The following is a 15,880-nucleotide window of genomic DNA, read 5'->3' as shown; positions in this document are numbered from 1 at the left end:
CGCTCAGAGGTCATTCGGTTCGGCGATGGTTCGCAATCGCAGGTCGTCTTTTAGCTCCAGGCGCCCGCGCGAGACCGTGAGGATCCCGCCTCGCTCGAACTCCTTGAGCAGGCGGCTGACCACCTCGCGGACCGTTCCCAGTTCCGCGGCCAGTTCCTCGTGAGTGGTCGCCAACGCCTTTGGGGACTCGCCTTCAGCGCCAAAACGTCGCGAAAGCAGCTGGGCCAGCCTTTGGTCCACCCTTCGAAAGGCCACCTCTTCGACGAGAGTCATTACGTCCACCATTCGCTTCGCCATCGTCGAGAACACGTATCGGCGGACTGATTCCTCGGTAGCGACCCATTCACGAAATGTTGAGGCCGGGATGGCGATCGCCTGAGTATCGGCTTCAGCGCGCGCCGAAGCCATTGCGGGCCGCGCGAGATAGACACAGAGCATATTCACGAGACAGGACTCGCCGTCCTGGACGTGGTAAAGGGCGATCTCTCGCCCGGTCGGCGCCAACTTGTACACGCGGATGTCGCCTCGCCCGACGAAGGCGAAGACATCGAGCGTATCGCCCTCAAAGTAGAAGTCGGCCCCGGCGCCCAAGGCCACCTGCATGGCCGATTGCTCGATCCGCTCACGCAGCGCTGGAGGCGCGTCTGAAAAGAACGTGAACTGGCTAAGAGCGCTCCGTTTGTCCACAGGCTGATTCCCCCTACCGGAGCTGGCAGGCACGCCGAAAAACGCGCCCTGGCGATCCGGTTCGCGCCATGGTACCGCCAATCTTGTTCTCGCGCCCCAAGCTCGCTTCGCCATTTGCGTCGCAAGGCGGCAAGAGGTCACCGTTCCGTGACTGGAGTCACAGAAAGACGGCGAATGCTGTCGGATAATGAACGAAAGCTCGGGGCACAGAGGCGCAACGAGGGGTCCTCCCAGTACGGGCGATGGACTTGCGCAGAGGTGTCAACGCGAACTTGTGACCGGCTTGGCACTGGATCCTTGCGGCTCCGCAGAGCCGCCTGGGAGGCGCTTGGCCTGCCCCAAGGAAAGACGAATGAAATACCGAATCCCACCTTCACTTTCAACGGCTTTCGCCTTGGCGTGCGGCCTGGCCTCGTCTGCAAGGGCGCAATGGTCCGTGACCTATCTGCACCCGGCAGACGCAACGGGTTCCGTTGCTCAAGGCGGATCCAATGGGCAGGAGGCTGGGTACTCAAGCTCCGCAGCCGGAATGCATGCCGGCTATTGGAGCGGAAGCGCTGCCTCGTGGGTGGATCTGCACCCGGCGGGCTCATTCCGTTCGGAAGCCTACGGCACTTCAGGAGCGCAGCAGGTCGGGTACGCGCGGTTCGGCGACACCTGGAACTACGTAGACCACGCAAGCCTCTGGAGCGGTTCGGCGGCCTCATGGGTCGACCTGAATCCCGCCGGTGCGACCCACTCGTGGGCGCAAGGCGCCTCCGGATCGCAGCAAGTTGGTCACGTCTACTTCAACAACTATCATGCCGGCCTTTGGAGCGGGTCAGCTGCTTCGTTCGTGGACCTCAATCCCGCAGGAGCGGCTTGGTCGTATGGTTACGGGATCTCCGGCGGGCGCCAAGTGGGCTCCGCTCTTGTTGGCGGGATCAACCGCGCAAGCCTTTGGAGCGGATCGGCGGCCACCTGGGTGGACCTCAACCCTTCGGGGTCGACATACTCGGAAGCGTTCGGGGTCTTAGGCACGCAACAGGTAGGGAGGGCCCAGTTCGCTGGGATCGACCGTGCGGGCCTATGGAACGGAACCGCCGCCTCGTGGGTGGATCTGCACCCCGTGTTTGCCAACACTTCGGTTGCCTGGGCCACCGACGGCAGCCGCCAGGTGGGGTGGATCCTCCAAACCGGGAGAAACAGGGCAAGCATCTGGAACGGCAACGCCGCTTCATGGGAGGATCTCTCGCTGGCGCTCTCGTCCGATTTCACGGACAGCTATGCGTACGGTGTCTGGAGCGAGGGCGCCACGATATACGTCGCCGGCCAGGCATGGAACAACGTCCTCTTCCGTCCTGAAGCCGTTCTCTGGTCCTCGCCCGTTCCCGAGCCGGCGACGTTAACCATGCTGGGAACTGGCGGAGCTGCACTGGCGCTGCGGCGCAATAGGCGAGGGGTAGGCTGACACAGTCGCTTGGATCAGTTCTCAGTGAAAGGGATCACGGTTCTGTGACCCCAGAACCCTTATCTTGATGCTCCTAAAGCTCACCCGGTCGCCGTGCTCTTGGAGCAGGATGTGCCCGTCCGGCCATTCGCCGAAGCCGGGGATCGTCTTGTACTTGCTCTGCGCCACCAGCTCTCGAAAAGCGGTTGAGCCGCGCTCATATTCGAGCACCTTGCGGCCGTTCAGCCAGTGCTCGACGTGGCTCCCGCGCACGACGATCCGCGCCGTGTTCCACTCGCCGATCGGATAGGCGTGCTTTCCGGCGGATGCCGGGATGAGGTCGTAGAGCGAGGCGACGGTGCGATTGCCGTCTCGGCCGAGCTTGGCGTCCGGGTGGCGCTCGTCGTCGAGGATCTGGAACTCCAGGCCGATGGCCGAGCCGGTGGCGGCCTTCGCGCCGGTTCCGGTGATGGGGTCCAGGTTCGGTTGGCAGAAGTACTTGATGCCGCTGTTCGCGCCAGGCGTGATCTTGAAGTCCACGAGCAGCTCGAACTGGCTGTAGCGCTCGCGGGTGACGATGTCGCCGCCTGCGACGGATTCGCCGCCGCCGCTGCCCAGCACCGTCAGCACGCCGTCCTCGATCACCCAACCCTTGCTGGGGAAGTCCTCGCCCTTCGCGCTGCGCCAGCCCTTGGGGGTCTTGCCGTCCCAGAGCAGCCTCCAGCCGTCCCTCTTCTCTTGCGGGCTAAGCGTATTTGGTTTGAGATCGAGGTCGGTGATCCTGAGGTTGCGCCAGCGCACCTGCGCGCCGGCCATGGTGGCGTCGTTTCCGATGTTGTGAACTTGCAGGGCGATGAACCCGCGGAGGGTCATGGCGTCCTTGATCTCGGCGCAAGGCTTGCCGTTCAGCCAGGTCTTGATGGTGTCGCCGATGGCTTCGACCTTGACGCGGTTCCACTGGCCATGCTTGAGCAGCTTGCGCCCGCGCTCGGTGAACGCCTTCTCGTCGCCGCCCAGCGGTCCGGGATACAGCCACCCGCGGCGGCCTTCGTCGTAAAGGCCCGCGCTCCACCAGCGGTCGCGCTTGGCGTCGGGGTCGATCTCGACCTGGTAGCCGTGCACGCGTCCGGCGGGGATGTTGACGGTCTTGCCCTGCCAGTCGACCTGCGTTCTATGGTCGAAGCACTCGCTGCGGATCTGCACGCCGGAGTTCAGCCTGGGGTCCACCTTGAAGTCGTACTCCAGGATGAAGTCGCCGTAGGTCTTCTCGGTGCAGAGGAAGGAGTTGGGAGTGTTGAGCACCGCCGAGCCCACGATCTCTTTGCCTTCGACGGCGTAGGTTGCCTTCCCTCCGCGCTGAACCCAGCCCGTGAGGTTGGCGGCTGGGAGCAGGCTCGTTCGTTCTTGAGCGCAGGCGGGAACAGCAAATACTCCTGCGAAGGCCATAAGGATCAGGGTTAGGGGGCTCATTTGCCTGATCGAATTCCCTCGCTTGGCAGAACTTGCGCCGATAGACATGCCTGGGAGTGTACATAACTCCCCTCATTCGATGGCGAGCGGCAGATCGCCAAGCCATCCCCCTGCCTGCCTCAGCACCTTTGCCTACTTCAGCACTAAGGGTGCAGCCCAGCCAAACTCCCACCCAAATCCTGACTCCGATGTATGGAGCGACAGGCAAAATTACCAGCGGGCGCGGGCTCCGCGCTGCAGTACCCTGATCCACGCGGAGCCATCGTCGGCGCGCCGCATGCCCGAACCTTTTTCAGGACGTCTGACGCGCGGTCGAGACCTTGAGGTCTCCTGACTTCGGGCTCCAAAAGGAGAATGAAATGAAACGCCTTCTAGGCGCCGTCGCCTTTGCCGCGATGGCGTTCCTTCCGGGTAAAGCCTCGGCAACGGTCGTCACCGTCGAGGTCTGGGCTTGGATCGACGGACGCGACTTTCTGTACGTCCAGGGCCCCAACGTCTTCTGGAGACACTGGGATTACAACATTCCCGGCCGTGAGGACGGGCACAACGACCCTACCTACATCAGCACGACCCTCGACGGCGCCCCCGTCCTGACCAACTACCCTTGGTACCCCGATTGGCCCGGCGGCACCGGTTATGGAGCCTACTCGTCCGTGTTCACGGGGCTGGTCCCTCCGGCGCCTCTGATGGACTCGATCTTCAGCTGGGAGGTTCTGGCCGCACGCTACAGCCTGACCCTCCATGACGGGCCGAGCTCGATGAACGGCTACAACACCGTTCTCGACTTCAATGACGACCCGCCTGGCGGCGCCGACTGGTACGGCGTCCGCCTCAGGTATGAGTTTGTGCCCGAGCCGACGGGTTTGGCCGTGCTGGGAGCGGGGCTCTTGCTGCTAAGGCGCAGGAGCCGTTAGCCGCCTCGCCAAGGGTCGCAGGACGGCTTCCGGGGCTTGGCGCCAGAATGCTACATAGAGCCTGGGATGGCCGTTTGGCCACCCCAGGCTCTATGCCGTTTGCCGGTTGCCCGACAAATCCGGTGCGAACCGCCCTGCTGGGACGTTGGTTCCCATAGATCATGGAATCTGGCTCTATTTCTTCGAACCTTCAGCCGGCCGGCCACCCGAAAGTCCACCACCCTATCCGCAGGCTCCGACAGACCCGCCGGGAGTTCCACGAAGGGCAGCCCTGGATCGTCCGCAAGAACGACCAAGTGCTCGATTGGCTCTCTGACCACGTGCTGGCTTCCATGGTGATGTTCGACATCGCGCTGATCGTGCCGCTCCTCGTGATCCCCATGAGCACCGACGTGAAGGTCACGCTCGGCGTGATCTCCGGCTCATGGATTCAGTGGTGGGCCCTGCCGGCGCTTCAGCGGTCCCAGATGAAAGCCGACCGCAAGCGCGAGGCCAAGGCCGACGCGGACCATGAAGCCTTGACCCACATCGCTACAAAGGTGGACGAGATCCTAAAGAAACTCGAAACCTCGACAGCATGAATGCAGAGAAGGGGAGGCGATGTCGCCTCCCCTTCTCTTCAGCCTTTCGCCATGCCTCAGCACCTTCAGGTTTTGAAGCTTCGTGTGTTGCTCAGCCGCCGGCCTTCTGCGTCAAGTTCTGCTGAAGTTTCGTGACGGCGTCTTTGAAGCTGCCGTCCTTCTCGATCTCATTGCCGGGAATGGCGGCGAGCGCCTTGCCCGCGTATTCCAGGCCCTTCTTATAGTCCTTGGCGCGCTCGAACATGATCGCCGCGTAGTAGAGCACGATCGGGTGTTTTTCGCTGGTTGCCTTCACGGCTAGATCCATGGCCTTGCACGGCATCGCCATGTCCGCGTTGGGCACCGATGAAACGGTGAGCGCGTAGTCCACCAGCGACATCCAATTGCCGGCTTTGCTCAGTTCTTCGGCTTTGGCCTCCCAAGCTTTGGGGTCCTCGACAGCGAGCCAACCAAACTTGATCGTCTCAGCCTGCTCGGCGAACCTCGGAATCCTCTTCACCAACGCGTCGAGCTGGTCCTTGGCCTCCTGCTTCTTGCCCGAGTTGTAGGCCTCTTGGATTGCCTGAAGGTCCTTCCTGGCGGCCATCATCTGACGGCTCTCCTCGGCCTGCTTGTCGAATTCCCCTTTGAACTTGGCCAGGTCAAACTTGCCCGATTTGATCTGCGCAAGCGGCTCACCCATGGTCATCGGATGGCCGATCCACTGGATCTGCCCGCCCTTGACGATGAACGCGCTGGGAATGCCGTTCTGGCCGGCCGCTTCCATCCAGGTCTTGGCCATGCCTTCTTTATTGCTGGACCATCCGACGCTGTAATCCATCTTGGCGCCCATCTGGTCCACGAACTTCTGGATGTTGCCATCCTTGTTGTCTTCCCAGATGCTCACACCGACGAACGTCACATCGGCGTTCTTTTTGGCGAGCTCGGTGAGGTGCGGGATGCTGGTCTTGCAGGGGCCGCACCACGTGGCCCAAAACTCGACGACATAGGTCTTGTTCTTGTCGAACTTGGTGACGGGTTTGCCTTTGAACCAGGCCTTGACGTCCATCGCCGGGGCTGCTGAGCCCGGGCCGATTCCGGCGTCGTCGCCGAAGGCAGCGGCCGCGAGGGCTGCGCCCGCAAAAATAAGGGTGACTGTTCGCATCATGGCTGATTATGGCTGGACGTACCGGACTCCTCATCGTTTCATAGCCCAAAGGTCTGTAGGAGCACAGGCTTCCCGGATGAAATGCGCAACCAACCGCCAACAAATAAGGACAATAGTTTGCCATTCTTCTCACCATTTTGTTGCACATGCAACCTTATTCGGCGAAGGTGCGTCATAATCTCGGGACCCAAACCGAACAGATCGAGGGAACTTTCGTCGGTCTTTTCAGGTTCCTTACAGTGTGAGGGACCCGGATTCGGGCACCGCAAAAACAATGGCCACTATCGCAAAGGAATTGGACTATCGGGAAGAGAGCCGCTTCAACGCGCTCATGCAGGAGACCTATCGCAAGGTTTATAACCTGGCGTTTCGGCTCGCCGGCAACAAGCTGGATGCCGAAGACCTGACCCAAGAGGCGTTTTACCGAGCCTACCGCAGCTTCCCCGACTATGAGGGCGACAAGCCGTTCGAGAACTGGATTTTCCGTATCGTGACGCGGCTATTCCTCGACCTTCTGCGCGCTCGCAAGCGCCGCGTGCAGGCCATGAGCTATGACGCGCCGCTCCAGCGCGAGGGCAGCGACGACACCGTTTTCTTCGACATGGCGGACCAAAGTCCCAGCGCCGAACAGATTTTGTTGGGTGGCTCTTTCAGCGAGGAGCTTCAGGCAGCCTTGGACGCGCTCTCCGAGGAGCAGCGCACCCTGATCACGCTGGCCGACATCGAGCAGATGCCCTACAAGGACATCGCCGCGATCATGGGCAAGCCGGTGGGCACCATCCGCTCGCGGCTCCACCGTGCACATAAGCAGCTCCGCGCTAGGGTCGAAGCTGCACGCAAGTGCCGCGAAAAGTCCTGCGGCTGCGGGATGCGGGTCTGCACGGATTTGGGATAGCCAACCCTTCACACCGCCCCCTCCGTTTCGGGTAGCGTTCCCATCACCTCAGGAGGGTATGGGTATGCGTCGCAGTCGATGGCTTCTCGCCGGGTTTGTCTTTGTGTTGGCCCTGGGCCAAAGTGTGGGGTGGCAGCAGGCCAAAAAGCCCCTCGACCATTCGGTCTATGACGGCTGGAAGTCGGTCCGCCTGCCCGCGCTCTCGCGCGACGGCCAATGGCTGGCGTTCGGCGTTTTCCCGCAGGTCGGCGACGGCGTCCTCTATGTGAAGAGCACCGGCGGCGAATCGGAGAAGCAGATCGCCCGAGGCAGCGGCCAACGCTTCACCAAGGACGGCCGATTCCTGCTCTTCACGATCCTGCCCGCCAAGGCCGACGTGGACCAGGCCAAGAAGGACAAGAAGGCCCCCAAGGACCAGCCCAAGAACGCTCTCGGCATCCTGGAGCTCTCCACCGGCAAGCAGACCACCCTCGAGCGCGTGAAGGCCTGGAAGATGGCCACGGACGACGCCGGTTTCATCGCCTATCAGCTCGAAGAGCCCCCCACCCCTCCCGCCAAGCCGGACGAAAAGAAACCCGAAGCCGGCGGCGAAGCCAAGCCACCAACCCAAACTCCACCTGCAAAGCAGACCGAGGCGGCAAAGCCCGCGGAGCCCATCAAGCAGGGTGAACCCGCCAAGCCCAAGAAGCCTGAGAAGAAGAAGGACCACCCCGCAGGCTCAGAGCTCATCGTGCGCAACCTCGCCACCGGTGAAGAAACCAAGATCGCCGACGTCGTGGACTACCAGTTCTCCGAAGACGGCAGCACCCTGGTCACGACTATCTCCTCCAAGACAGGCGAGACCGACGGCGTCGTGGTCCACAACCTCCAGAAGAAGGACTCCGTCACGGCGATGAAGGGCATGGGCCACTACACGCTCGTCACGCTCTCGAAGAAGGGTGGCAAGGTGGCATTCCTCTCGGATCGAGACGACTACGCCGCCGACCAGCCCTCCTACTCCGTGTACCTCTGGGCGCCCCACATGAAGGACGCCGAGCAGAAAGTCAAGGAGGGCAACCCCGCCATCCAGAAGGGCTTTTGGATCCCCAATCGAGGTTCTCTGCGCTTCTCCGAATCGGGCAACCGCCTGTTCTTCCCCGTTGCGCCAAAACCCGAGCCTGAACCCAAGGACAAGCCCGCGGCCACCGACGAGGAGAAAGCCGAACTCGACATCTGGAGCTGGCGCGACGCCCCGCTCATGCCCGTGCAGCTTCTTCGCATGGCAGCCGATCGAAACAAGACGTACGACGCCCTGATCTTCCTGGACAACGGCTCCATCCGACAGATCGAAGACGAAAAGTCGGACTCGGTCACCGTCGGCTCGAAGGGTGACTCCGACCTTGGTGTCACGAACAGCGACGACCCGTATGGCGTGTCGGCCTCGTGGGACCCCGGCGTCGTGGACTCGTACTTGGTCAACGTCCGCACCGGCACGAAGACCCAAGTCCGGAAGGGAGCCAAGAATGGCATCTCGCTCTCACCCGATTCGCGCTATGCGGTCTGGTTCGATGGCGAGGCCAAGGCTTGGTTCGCGCGCGACGTGCGTTCCGGGCGCGTTGTGAACGTCACCAAGGACGTACCCCAGCCCGTCCACGACGTGGACGACGACCACCCCGACCTGCCAGGGCCCCAGGGTCTGGGTGGCTGGCTGAAGGGCGACGAGGGCGTGCTGGTCTACGATCAGTACGACATCTGGCTCTGCGACCCCTCGGGTTCGCGAAAGCCGGTGTGCGTCACCGACGGCTACGGCCGCAACTGGGAGATCACGCTCCGCGTGATCGACACCAACCCCGACGAGGACTTCCTCGCGCCGAACGCCCAGCTCCTACTCAATGGCTTCGACCAGCGCACCAAGGCCAGCGGGTTCCTCAAGGACTCCCTGGGCGTCGAGGAGCGCCCGGTCAAGCTCCTCTGGGGCAAGTACGCGTTCACGTTCAGCGGAAAGGCCAAGAACGCCAACAACGTGGTCTATAGCCGCCAGACGTTCAGCGAATACCCCGACATCTGGACCTCCGACCTCACCTTCGCCAACGGCAAGAGGATGAGCGACGCGAACCCCCAGCAGAAGGAATACAACTGGGCGACCTCGGAGCTTGTGAGCTGGACCTCGCTCGACGGCATTCCGCTACAAGGCCTCTTGATCAAGCCCGAGGACTTCGATCCCACCAAGAAGTACCCGATGATCGTGTACTTCTATGAGCGCGACTCGCAGAACCTGTTCCGGTATCGCTCGCCCTCGCCGAGCGCGAGCACGATCAACCCAACGATGTTCGCCAGCAACGGCTACCTCGTGTTTATCCCCGACATTCCCTACAAGATCGGCTATCCCGGCGAGAGCTGCGTGAACGCCGTGCTTCCGGGAGTGACCAACTTGCTCGACCGAACCTACGTGGACCCCAAACGCATCGGCGTGCAGGGGCAGAGCTGGGGTGGCTATCAAATCGCGTATCTGGTGACCCGCACCAACCTGTTTGCGGCAGCCGGCGCCGGCGCGGCGGTGAGCAACATGTTCAGCGCCTACGGCGGCATTCGGTGGGGATCAGGTCTGGTAAGGCAGATGCAATATGAGCACGGCCAAAGCCGCATCGGCGGCACGCCCTGGGAGAAGCCTCTACGCTACATGGAAAATTCGCCCATCTTCTGGGTCGACAAGGTCACGACGCCGCTCCTGCTCATGAACAACGACAAGGACGGCGCCGTACCGTGGTACCAGGGCATCGAGTTCTTCACGGCTTTGCGAAGGCTCAGTAAACCGGTCTGGATGCTGGTCTACAACAACGAGGACCACAACCTGACGATGCGCAAGAACCAGAAGGACCTTTCCGTGCGGCTGCAGCAGTTCTTCGACCACTACCTGAAGGGCGCCCCCGCGCCAGTCTGGATGGCGGAGGGTGTTCCGGCGGTCAAGAAAGGCAAGACCTTCGGCCTGGAGATGCCTCCGGCTGGGGAAAAGAAAGCCGGGGGATAGGGCCTGGCGATTGGAATCACCGATCCCGACGGGGAGAAGTCGGTGGGCGAAGCGAACCGGGTGAGGGCGTCTGGTCCAGCCTCCGCGCCTTTGCGAGAAGGCCGGTAGGCCAAGATAACGTCAGAGCGCCGGCGCGGAACCGGCGGCTACGATTCCTGGGGGAGCGAGAAGGCCGGTAGGCCAAGATAACGTCAGAGCGCCGGCACGGAACCGGCGGCTACGGTCCCTGGGGGAGCGCCGGCATTTTGCGGACCTTTGCACTTTTGCGTCTTTGAGAGGAATCCCTAGAGCGAGGAGTTCAAGAATTCGCCTGTCCAGAATCCCAATTCGTTGCAGGCTCTGCGGATACGGGCCGGCCGTCCCCCTATCCCTTTGTCCCTAACAGGTTTCCTACGCCAGGATGTCCAGCAGCGTCCCGAGGGCATCGTCGGCCGCGCGGGCCAGCTTGACTCCAAGCTGCATCTCCAGCTTTGCCCGGGAGAGATCGGCCACTCCCTGCACGAAGTCTCCGTCGCCAGAAGAAAGCGCTTCGGCGGCCTCCGCCATGCGGGCCTGTGCCTGGTTTATCAGCGCCAGACCACTTGAGCCAACAGAATTGAAGCCCATCCAGGGTTCTATTCCATAGATGGGGCACTCGGTACCGACAGGGGGCCGCCATCCGCCAAGACATCAAGGGGGCAACACGGGCCAGACCGCGCCCATCATGCTGACATTCGCCGCCGTAACGGGCCCCTCGGCACCGCTACACCGTGCCCGATTCGCCAGGATTCCTCTCCTCCCGGCACTCCCATTCGGCGAGCCAATCGTCGGTGTTCTTGAACCAGCGTCTTGAGTCTTCCTGGTGGCGCACCTCCCGACCCGCGTAGAACCCCACGCAGATCGATTGGCAATGCAACACGGTAAGGCAAATGCCCGTCGCGATCTGCGCGAACGGGCCCCCAGGCGCAAACCAGCCCAGCAGCCCAACCGCCAACGAAAACAACCCAATCGCCGCCATCACCAGCCATTGCGGCCAGCGTTGAGGGGTCCTATCGCAGAGGCGTCTCCCAAACCGATACAGAACGAAGGTGTAGCCCATCACGAAGGCCGTGCCCCACGCAAACACCAGAATCCAGAGGATGATCTCCATCGTTTCGACTGTCGACCCCTATTCATTAGCACGCCCTGGACGCTAGGTTGTTCCCAGAAACTCCTGAAATATCGGCATTGCACGGAGCAATTCTGCAAAAATGGGGTTCGTACCCAACGTGTTATGCGTCTGGAGAATTCAAGGAGGAAATCGGCACTGGCAACTTCCCGACAGGAGGTCGTGGATAAATCGGTGGGTTTCTTGGGGAAAACCCCAAGATATTCTGTTCGCCTGTTCTCCGCCAAAGCCGTAAGATAGCCCCATGTCGGTAACGACAGCATCTAGCTTGGTGTTCTTAAACTTGGAACCATTCGCCTCGGAGGCAAAGAGAAGGCTCCCCAAGGCACACAAGGCGCTCTTTGCGCAGGCGACCCCCGTCGAGCTGAGGCGGCGCGCGTTTTTCGAGCTGCTTCACGGCATCGAAGAGGACTTGATCAAGACCTCTCCGGCGGCTGCGGCGATCTCAGGCCGCAGACGCGCGACCCTCGCTTTCTACGCGCTCCTGGACGGTTCGCCGATGGCAACCTGCCCAGACGCAGAGGTCGAGAGGTTGCTGCGAATGCTCCTGCCCACCCCCAGCGCCGCCACCGCAGCTGTCGCTACTGCCGGGCAAGCCGTCGCCATATAGAGCCTCAGAGAGCGTAGCGCCAGGGGTCCTGCGAGGCCTTTTCCTTAAGGTCTTCCAGGACGATCGAGGCGTTGCGCAGCCGCATGCTGAGCACCCGCGCCAGATTGGCGAGCATCACAAAGCCCACCTCGCGGTTCTGCGCCATGTAGCGCCTCAGCTCTGCGGCAGGCAGACGCGCGAACTTCGTTAGCCCGATCGCGACTACGTCCGCGGACCTGGGCTGATCGTCCACCAGGGCCACTTCGCCCACCATGCTCCCTGGCTCCACGTCGGCCAGCTTGTCGCCCTGCGGCGAGAGAACCTGAAGCCGCCCGGATAGGATGACGTAGAGGTCGCTTCCCTTTTGGCCCTTCTCAACCAAACTGGCACCGGATTCGCAGGCCCCAAGCTCTGCCATTTCAGCAAGCTCGGGGATGACCCGATCAGGAAGGCCGCAGAGGAGGTAGTTCTTGGCAAAGGTGGGCATCAGGTCGGCGGGGATCATAGGCCGAGATTCTATCCGAAGACGAACGGATGGGGTTCGATCCGCCCCTCGCGCTGGGGCGAGGCCTGCCGCGAGCTTGCCGAAGGCGTCGGTGAACGATAACGAATCGGAGACTCCGATGAAGTCGGGACCAGGAGAAGGGCGCAGCGCTCCTCTGTCCCTTTGTCCCTTTATCCCTGTGTTCCTATCTCGCCCCAGACGCCGCTTCCACCCCGACCGGATGGAAGCAGTGGAAGAGCCGTTCGCCAACTTGGGTCGGGCCCGGATCAGCCTGCTTGCAGTCCTCTCCGGCGTTTGGGCAGCGGGGCGCGAACCTACATCCCAGGAACTTGGTTCTCGGGTCTGGCAGCTCGCCGACCACTCCTACAGGCAGTCGGCCGAGGGTCTCAAGCGTCGGCGCCGAATCGAGCAGCGCCCGGGTATAGGGGTGCCTGGGATCCCTAAAGACCTGCTCTGTCGGACCGGATTCAACAATCCGCCCAAGGTACATCACCGCGATCCGATCGGCCAGGAACCGCACCGTCGTCAGATCGTGGGAGATGTACAGAAACGCACAGCCCATGTCGGCCTGAACGTCGCGCAGGAGGTTCAATATCTGCGCCCGCAGGCTTAGGTCGAGCGCCGCTGTGGGCTCATCGCAGATCACGAGCGGAGGCTTGAGCGCAAGCGCACGGGCGATCGCAACCCGCTGACGCTGGCCGCCGCTCAACTGATGCGGAAAGCGAGGCCTGAACGTCGGGTCGAGGCCGACTTCCGTAAAGAGCGGATCGAGGTCCACCTCCTTCCCGCACAAGTGTCCCGGCTCCAGAACCGAGCGCTCCACCGGCCACCGAGGGTCCAAACTCGCGAATGGGTCTTGCCACACCATCCCGACTCGATTGGGCAAATCGCGTGAGGCGCCCTTGACCTCCCTTCCCAAGAGGTCGATCCGGCCCCCCTGAAGGGGCTGCAGCCCGATCACTGCCCGTGCCAATGTGGTCTTGCCGCATCCGGATTCGCCCACAAGCGCGAACGTCTCGCCCTTGCGCACTTCCAGACTAACCCCGTCGAGTGCCCGCACGACGCCGCCCTGGGTTGGAAAATGGACCGCAGCCTCCTCGACACGCAGGATGACCTCGCTCATTCGAGGCCCCGCTCGGCGACGCGCGCCCAGAGCAGCCGCTCGCGGAGCTTCGCCAAGAAATCTGCAGGGTCGACGGTGACGAGTTGGGTCACACGCTCGGACATCTGCACCGTCACCACGTCGTCTGAGAGCAGGTGCAGCCTCGTTTGGCCGTCCACGTTCAGCACGGCGTCACCTTCAGTCTGGAGTTCGAGGCGAATCACAGAGTCGTACTTTAGCACGAGGGGCCTCGCGCTCAGGGTGTGGGGGCTGATCGCTGTGAGGATCATCGCCCTTACCTTGGGGTCCATGATCGGTCCCCCGGCAGAGAGATTGTAGGCGGTCGAGCCTGTGGCGGTCGCGACCAAAACGCCGTCTGCCGGATAGCTGGTGACGCGCTCGCCGTCGATGGTCACGCGAAACGTCATCATGCGTGCCGGCGCTGCGCGCTGCAGAACGACGTCGTTCAGCGCATGGATCTCCGCCATGGTGACCCCCTCGCGCACGAGGCTCGCCCTGAGCATCATCCGCTCCTCCGTTCGCAGGTTGCCATCGAGAATCTGGCTGAGGCAGGCCCCAAGCTCTTCGCCCTTGCACTGGGTGACAAACCCAAAGCGCCCGAAATACACGCCGAGGATCGGAGTGCGGGTTTCGGAGCACAAGTGGGCTGCGCGCATCACCGTGCCATCGCCCCCGAAGCAGATGACGATGTCTGCCAGACCCGTATCCTCCGGCTCAAAACTGGAGGTGCCAAAGAGGCTTTTTGCGTCGCATTCGACCGACACCTCCACCCCGCGAGCCATTAGCATCTCGATGGTTGACCGGGCAGCATCAACGGCATCGCGTCGGTGCTTGTTAAGAAGGAGATGGATCCGCACAGCCGCTATCCGCCCGCCTTGATCCGCTCCAGGTTCTTCTTCGCTTCATCGAAGTTGGGGTCGATTTTGAGCGCCTGCTCCAGAAACTTGATGGCGTTGGCGCGGTCGTTCAGCCTCTCATAGGCGATGGCGAGGTTGTTGTAGGCCGGCACGTACCTCGGGCTCACACGTATCGCCTCTTTGAACGAGGCGATGGCCTCGGCGCTCTTGTTGGCGTTCAGATGCCAAAGCCCGATGCCGGAAAGCGATTCCGCCGACTTCGGATTGGCCTTGAGCACCTGCTGGTACTGAAACTTCGCGCCGTCGAAGTCGCCCGCCTGCCAAAGCGCGTTTGCCAGGCTGAGGCGAACCTGGTTTCGCGAACCGTCCCGGTGCAGCACCTCCTTCCACGCTGCGATGGCGCCGTCCATGTTGCCAAGCTTCGCGCAAGCGGCGCCCAGGTTCACAAAAGCGTTCACGCTGGTGGGGTTCAGGTTGGTGATGCGCTCGAAAAGGTCCTTGGCCTCGCCGTATTCGCCCCGCTCATAGAGCAACAGGCCCAAGTTCGTCATCGCGTCGAAGTCGTTCGGGCTCTGCGCAATGGCCTTCCGGTAGGCGGCTTCGGCCTCGGCCTTGTTGCCCACCCGCTCGCGCAACACGCCAAGGTTATGCCAAAGCTCCGCGCTTTCGAGGCCGTCCTTAAGGGCCTGCTCGAGGATTCGAAGCGCGTCGGCTTGACGGTTGTTGCGGACATAGGCGGTCGCCAGCGCGAGCGTGACGTCCAGGTCGCCTCGGTCAAGCGAATAGGCGCGCTCGAGGAACGAAAAAGCGGATGCCGGCTTGTTCAGCTTGAGGTAGGTGAGGGCCGCGTTGGCGGCAAAGGCCTTTACGTCGGGCCTGAGGTTGCTGGCCTTGGAGAAACTCTGCGCCGCGGCTTCCAGCCTTCCGAGCCCCTCCTGGGCGGACCCAAGGTTGTTGAACACAAAGGCGTCGGTGGGTCTGGTTTCGAGCGAACGGTTGAGCGCCTCCACCGACTTGGTGAACTCCTTGTTCTCCAGCCGAATCGTGCCGATGTTGTACCAAGCGATGCCGTTCTTGGGGTCGAGCTGCACGAGTTGGCTGAACTTGCCAAGGGCCTTTGCCGACTCCCCGGAATCAAGGTAGGCGCTCCCCAGGTTGTTGAGGATGCGCTGGTCGCCGGGGCGCTTGGCGTCGGCTTTCTCCAGCGGCGGCACGGCATCCTTGGGCCGGCCATCACGCAGATAGACGAAGCCAAGCCACTGAAGCGCGTCGGGGTCGTCGGGCCTTTGGGCAACCAACGCCTCGAAGAGCTTGATCGCACCTTTAATGTCGTTGTTCCGGACCTTCTCCGAGGCCACCCGAATGTCCTCGAGGAACTTGCGGTCCTCGGCCGACTGCGCGGCGGCGAGCCCAGCCCCCATCAGGGCCAGAACGATCCATAGAAGCCTCAACTGTGCCTTCATGCCAAACGCCTCACTCCTGTTCATGACGGCTCGCCGCCGCACGGGATACGCGCTGAACCATTGTAA

General features: G+C 62.3%; 15 protein-coding genes. 6 read left to right on the top strand and 9 right to left on the bottom strand.

All coding sequences use genetic code 11. The features are described 5' to 3' along the window. Window positions 1-3: 3 nt before the first annotated feature. The gene (locus HZC36_06505; GenBank protein ID MBI5706624.1) at window positions 4-687 is read right to left on the bottom strand and encodes a Crp/Fnr family transcriptional regulator; all 684 of its coding nucleotides are present in this window, start codon (window positions 685-687) and stop codon (window positions 4-6) included. 352 nt (window positions 688-1,039) lie between these two features. On the opposite strand from HZC36_06505, the gene HZC36_06500 reads away from it, so the two are divergent. Then, entirely contained in the window at window positions 1,040-2,137 is a 1,098-nt protein-coding gene (locus HZC36_06500; protein ID MBI5706623.1) for a PEP-CTERM sorting domain-containing protein, read from the top strand. Window positions 2,138-2,158: 21 nt separating this feature from the next. Here HZC36_06500 and HZC36_06495 read toward each other — a convergent pair whose 3' ends face one another. Next, complete coding sequence (locus HZC36_06495; protein ID MBI5706622.1) at window positions 2,159-3,586, bottom strand: DUF1080 domain-containing protein; 1,428 nt, start codon at window positions 3,584-3,586, stop codon at window positions 2,159-2,161. A 359-nt stretch (window positions 3,587-3,945) separates the two neighbouring features. Here HZC36_06495 and HZC36_06490 point away from each other — a divergent pair, with 359 nt between their 5' ends. Together HZC36_06490 and HZC36_06485 are read left to right on the top strand one after the other, a co-directional pair. Further along, the gene (locus HZC36_06490) at window positions 3,946-4,500 is read left to right on the top strand and encodes a hypothetical protein (GenBank protein ID MBI5706621.1); all 555 of its coding nucleotides are present in this window, start codon (window positions 3,946-3,948) and stop codon (window positions 4,498-4,500) included. 161 nt (window positions 4,501-4,661) lie between these two features. Continuing rightward, window positions 4,662-5,081 carry a hypothetical protein gene (locus tag HZC36_06485; GenBank protein MBI5706620.1) on the top strand — a complete coding sequence of 140 codons (420 nt, stop codon included), beginning with the start codon at window positions 4,662-4,664 and terminating at the stop codon, window positions 5,079-5,081. A gap of 91 nt (window positions 5,082-5,172) precedes the next feature. Here HZC36_06485 and HZC36_06480 read toward each other — a convergent pair whose 3' ends face one another. Beyond that, window positions 5,173-6,228: a redoxin family protein gene (locus tag HZC36_06480; protein ID MBI5706619.1), complete on the bottom strand. Its 1,056-nt coding sequence runs from the start codon at window positions 6,226-6,228 to the stop codon at window positions 5,173-5,175. A gap of 274 nt (window positions 6,229-6,502) precedes the next feature. On the opposite strand from HZC36_06480, the gene HZC36_06475 reads away from it, so the two are divergent. Together HZC36_06475 and HZC36_06470 are read left to right on the top strand one after the other, a co-directional pair. After that, window positions 6,503-7,123, top strand: a complete 621-nt coding sequence (locus HZC36_06475; GenBank protein ID MBI5706618.1) for a sigma-70 family RNA polymerase sigma factor — start codon at window positions 6,503-6,505, stop codon at window positions 7,121-7,123. A gap of 64 nt (window positions 7,124-7,187) precedes the next feature. Further along, window positions 7,188-10,130 (top strand): prolyl oligopeptidase family serine peptidase, encoded by a 2,943-nt coding sequence (locus tag HZC36_06470; GenBank protein ID MBI5706617.1) that lies wholly within the window; start codon window positions 7,188-7,190, stop codon window positions 10,128-10,130. Between the two features lie 390 nt (window positions 10,131-10,520). On the opposite strand, the gene HZC36_06465 is transcribed toward HZC36_06470, so the two are convergent. Both HZC36_06465 and HZC36_06460 read right to left on the bottom strand, forming a co-directional pair. Then, window positions 10,521-10,736, bottom strand: coding sequence for a hypothetical protein (locus HZC36_06465; GenBank protein MBI5706616.1), 216 nt, complete (start codon window positions 10,734-10,736; stop codon window positions 10,521-10,523). A 136-nt stretch (window positions 10,737-10,872) separates the two neighbouring features. Next, on the bottom strand, window positions 10,873-11,259 hold the full coding sequence (locus HZC36_06460) for a hypothetical protein (GenBank protein ID MBI5706615.1): 387 nt from the start codon (window positions 11,257-11,259) through the stop codon (window positions 10,873-10,875). Window positions 11,260-11,560: 301 nt separating this feature from the next. Between HZC36_06460 and HZC36_06455 the strand changes: the two genes are divergently transcribed. Next, a complete protein-coding gene (locus HZC36_06455) occupies window positions 11,561-11,887 on the top strand; it encodes a hypothetical protein (GenBank protein ID MBI5706614.1) in 327 nt (108 codons plus the stop codon). Window positions 11,888-11,891: 4 nt separating this feature from the next. Here the strand turns inward: HZC36_06455 and HZC36_06450 are convergent, their stop codons facing one another. From HZC36_06450 to HZC36_06435, 4 genes are all read right to left on the bottom strand, one after another. After that, the gene (locus HZC36_06450; GenBank protein MBI5706613.1) at window positions 11,892-12,371 is read right to left on the bottom strand and encodes a cyclic nucleotide-binding domain-containing protein; all 480 of its coding nucleotides are present in this window, start codon (window positions 12,369-12,371) and stop codon (window positions 11,892-11,894) included. 184 nt (window positions 12,372-12,555) lie between these two features. Further along, entirely contained in the window at window positions 12,556-13,494 is a 939-nt protein-coding gene (locus tag HZC36_06445; protein MBI5706612.1) for an ABC transporter ATP-binding protein, read from the bottom strand. Further along, window positions 13,491-14,351, bottom strand: coding sequence for an NAD(+)/NADH kinase (locus HZC36_06440; protein MBI5706611.1), 861 nt, complete (start codon window positions 14,349-14,351; stop codon window positions 13,491-13,493). The genes HZC36_06445 and HZC36_06440 overlap by 4 nt, the downstream gene beginning before the upstream one ends. A 5-nt stretch (window positions 14,352-14,356) precedes the next feature. Then, on the bottom strand, window positions 14,357-15,814 hold the full coding sequence (locus HZC36_06435; protein ID MBI5706610.1) for a tetratricopeptide repeat protein: 1,458 nt from the start codon (window positions 15,812-15,814) through the stop codon (window positions 14,357-14,359). Window positions 15,815-15,880 lie beyond the last annotated feature (66 nt).

This window comes from Armatimonadota bacterium, assembly GCA_016223145.1.
Classification (GTDB): Bacteria; Armatimonadota; Fimbriimonadia; order Fimbriimonadales; family Fimbriimonadaceae; genus Nitrosymbiomonas.
This window is presented reverse-complemented; position numbering and strand designations above follow the sequence as displayed.

Bases quoted from the DNA above. Each gene is read 5' to 3' on its own strand.
- HZC36_06475 (MBI5706618.1), top strand. From the start codon at position 6,503: ATGGCCACTATCGCAAAGGAATTGGACTATCGGGAAGAGAGCCGCTTC.
- HZC36_06435 (MBI5706610.1), bottom strand. From the start codon at position 15,814: ATGAAGGCACAGTTGAGGCTTCTATGGATCGTTCTGGCCCTGATGGGG.
- HZC36_06495 (MBI5706622.1), bottom strand. From the start codon at position 3,586: ATGAGCCCCCTAACCCTGATCCTTATGGCCTTCGCAGGAGTATTTGCT.
- HZC36_06450 (MBI5706613.1), bottom strand. From the start codon at position 12,371: ATGATCCCCGCCGACCTGATGCCCACCTTTGCCAAGAACTACCTCCTC.
- HZC36_06470 (MBI5706617.1), top strand. From the start codon at position 7,188: ATGCGTCGCAGTCGATGGCTTCTCGCCGGGTTTGTCTTTGTGTTGGCC.
- HZC36_06445 (MBI5706612.1), bottom strand. From the start codon at position 13,494: ATGAGCGAGGTCATCCTGCGTGTCGAGGAGGCTGCGGTCCATTTTCCA.
- HZC36_06460 (MBI5706615.1), bottom strand. From the start codon at position 11,259: ATGGAGATCATCCTCTGGATTCTGGTGTTTGCGTGGGGCACGGCCTTC.
- HZC36_06465 (MBI5706616.1), bottom strand. From the start codon at position 10,736: ATGGGCTTCAATTCTGTTGGCTCAAGTGGTCTGGCGCTGATAAACCAG.
- HZC36_06485 (MBI5706620.1), top strand. From the start codon at position 4,662: ATGGAATCTGGCTCTATTTCTTCGAACCTTCAGCCGGCCGGCCACCCG.
- HZC36_06480 (MBI5706619.1), bottom strand. From the start codon at position 6,228: ATGATGCGAACAGTCACCCTTATTTTTGCGGGCGCAGCCCTCGCGGCC.
- HZC36_06490 (MBI5706621.1), top strand. From the start codon at position 3,946: ATGAAACGCCTTCTAGGCGCCGTCGCCTTTGCCGCGATGGCGTTCCTT.
- HZC36_06500 (MBI5706623.1), top strand. From the start codon at position 1,040: ATGAAATACCGAATCCCACCTTCACTTTCAACGGCTTTCGCCTTGGCG.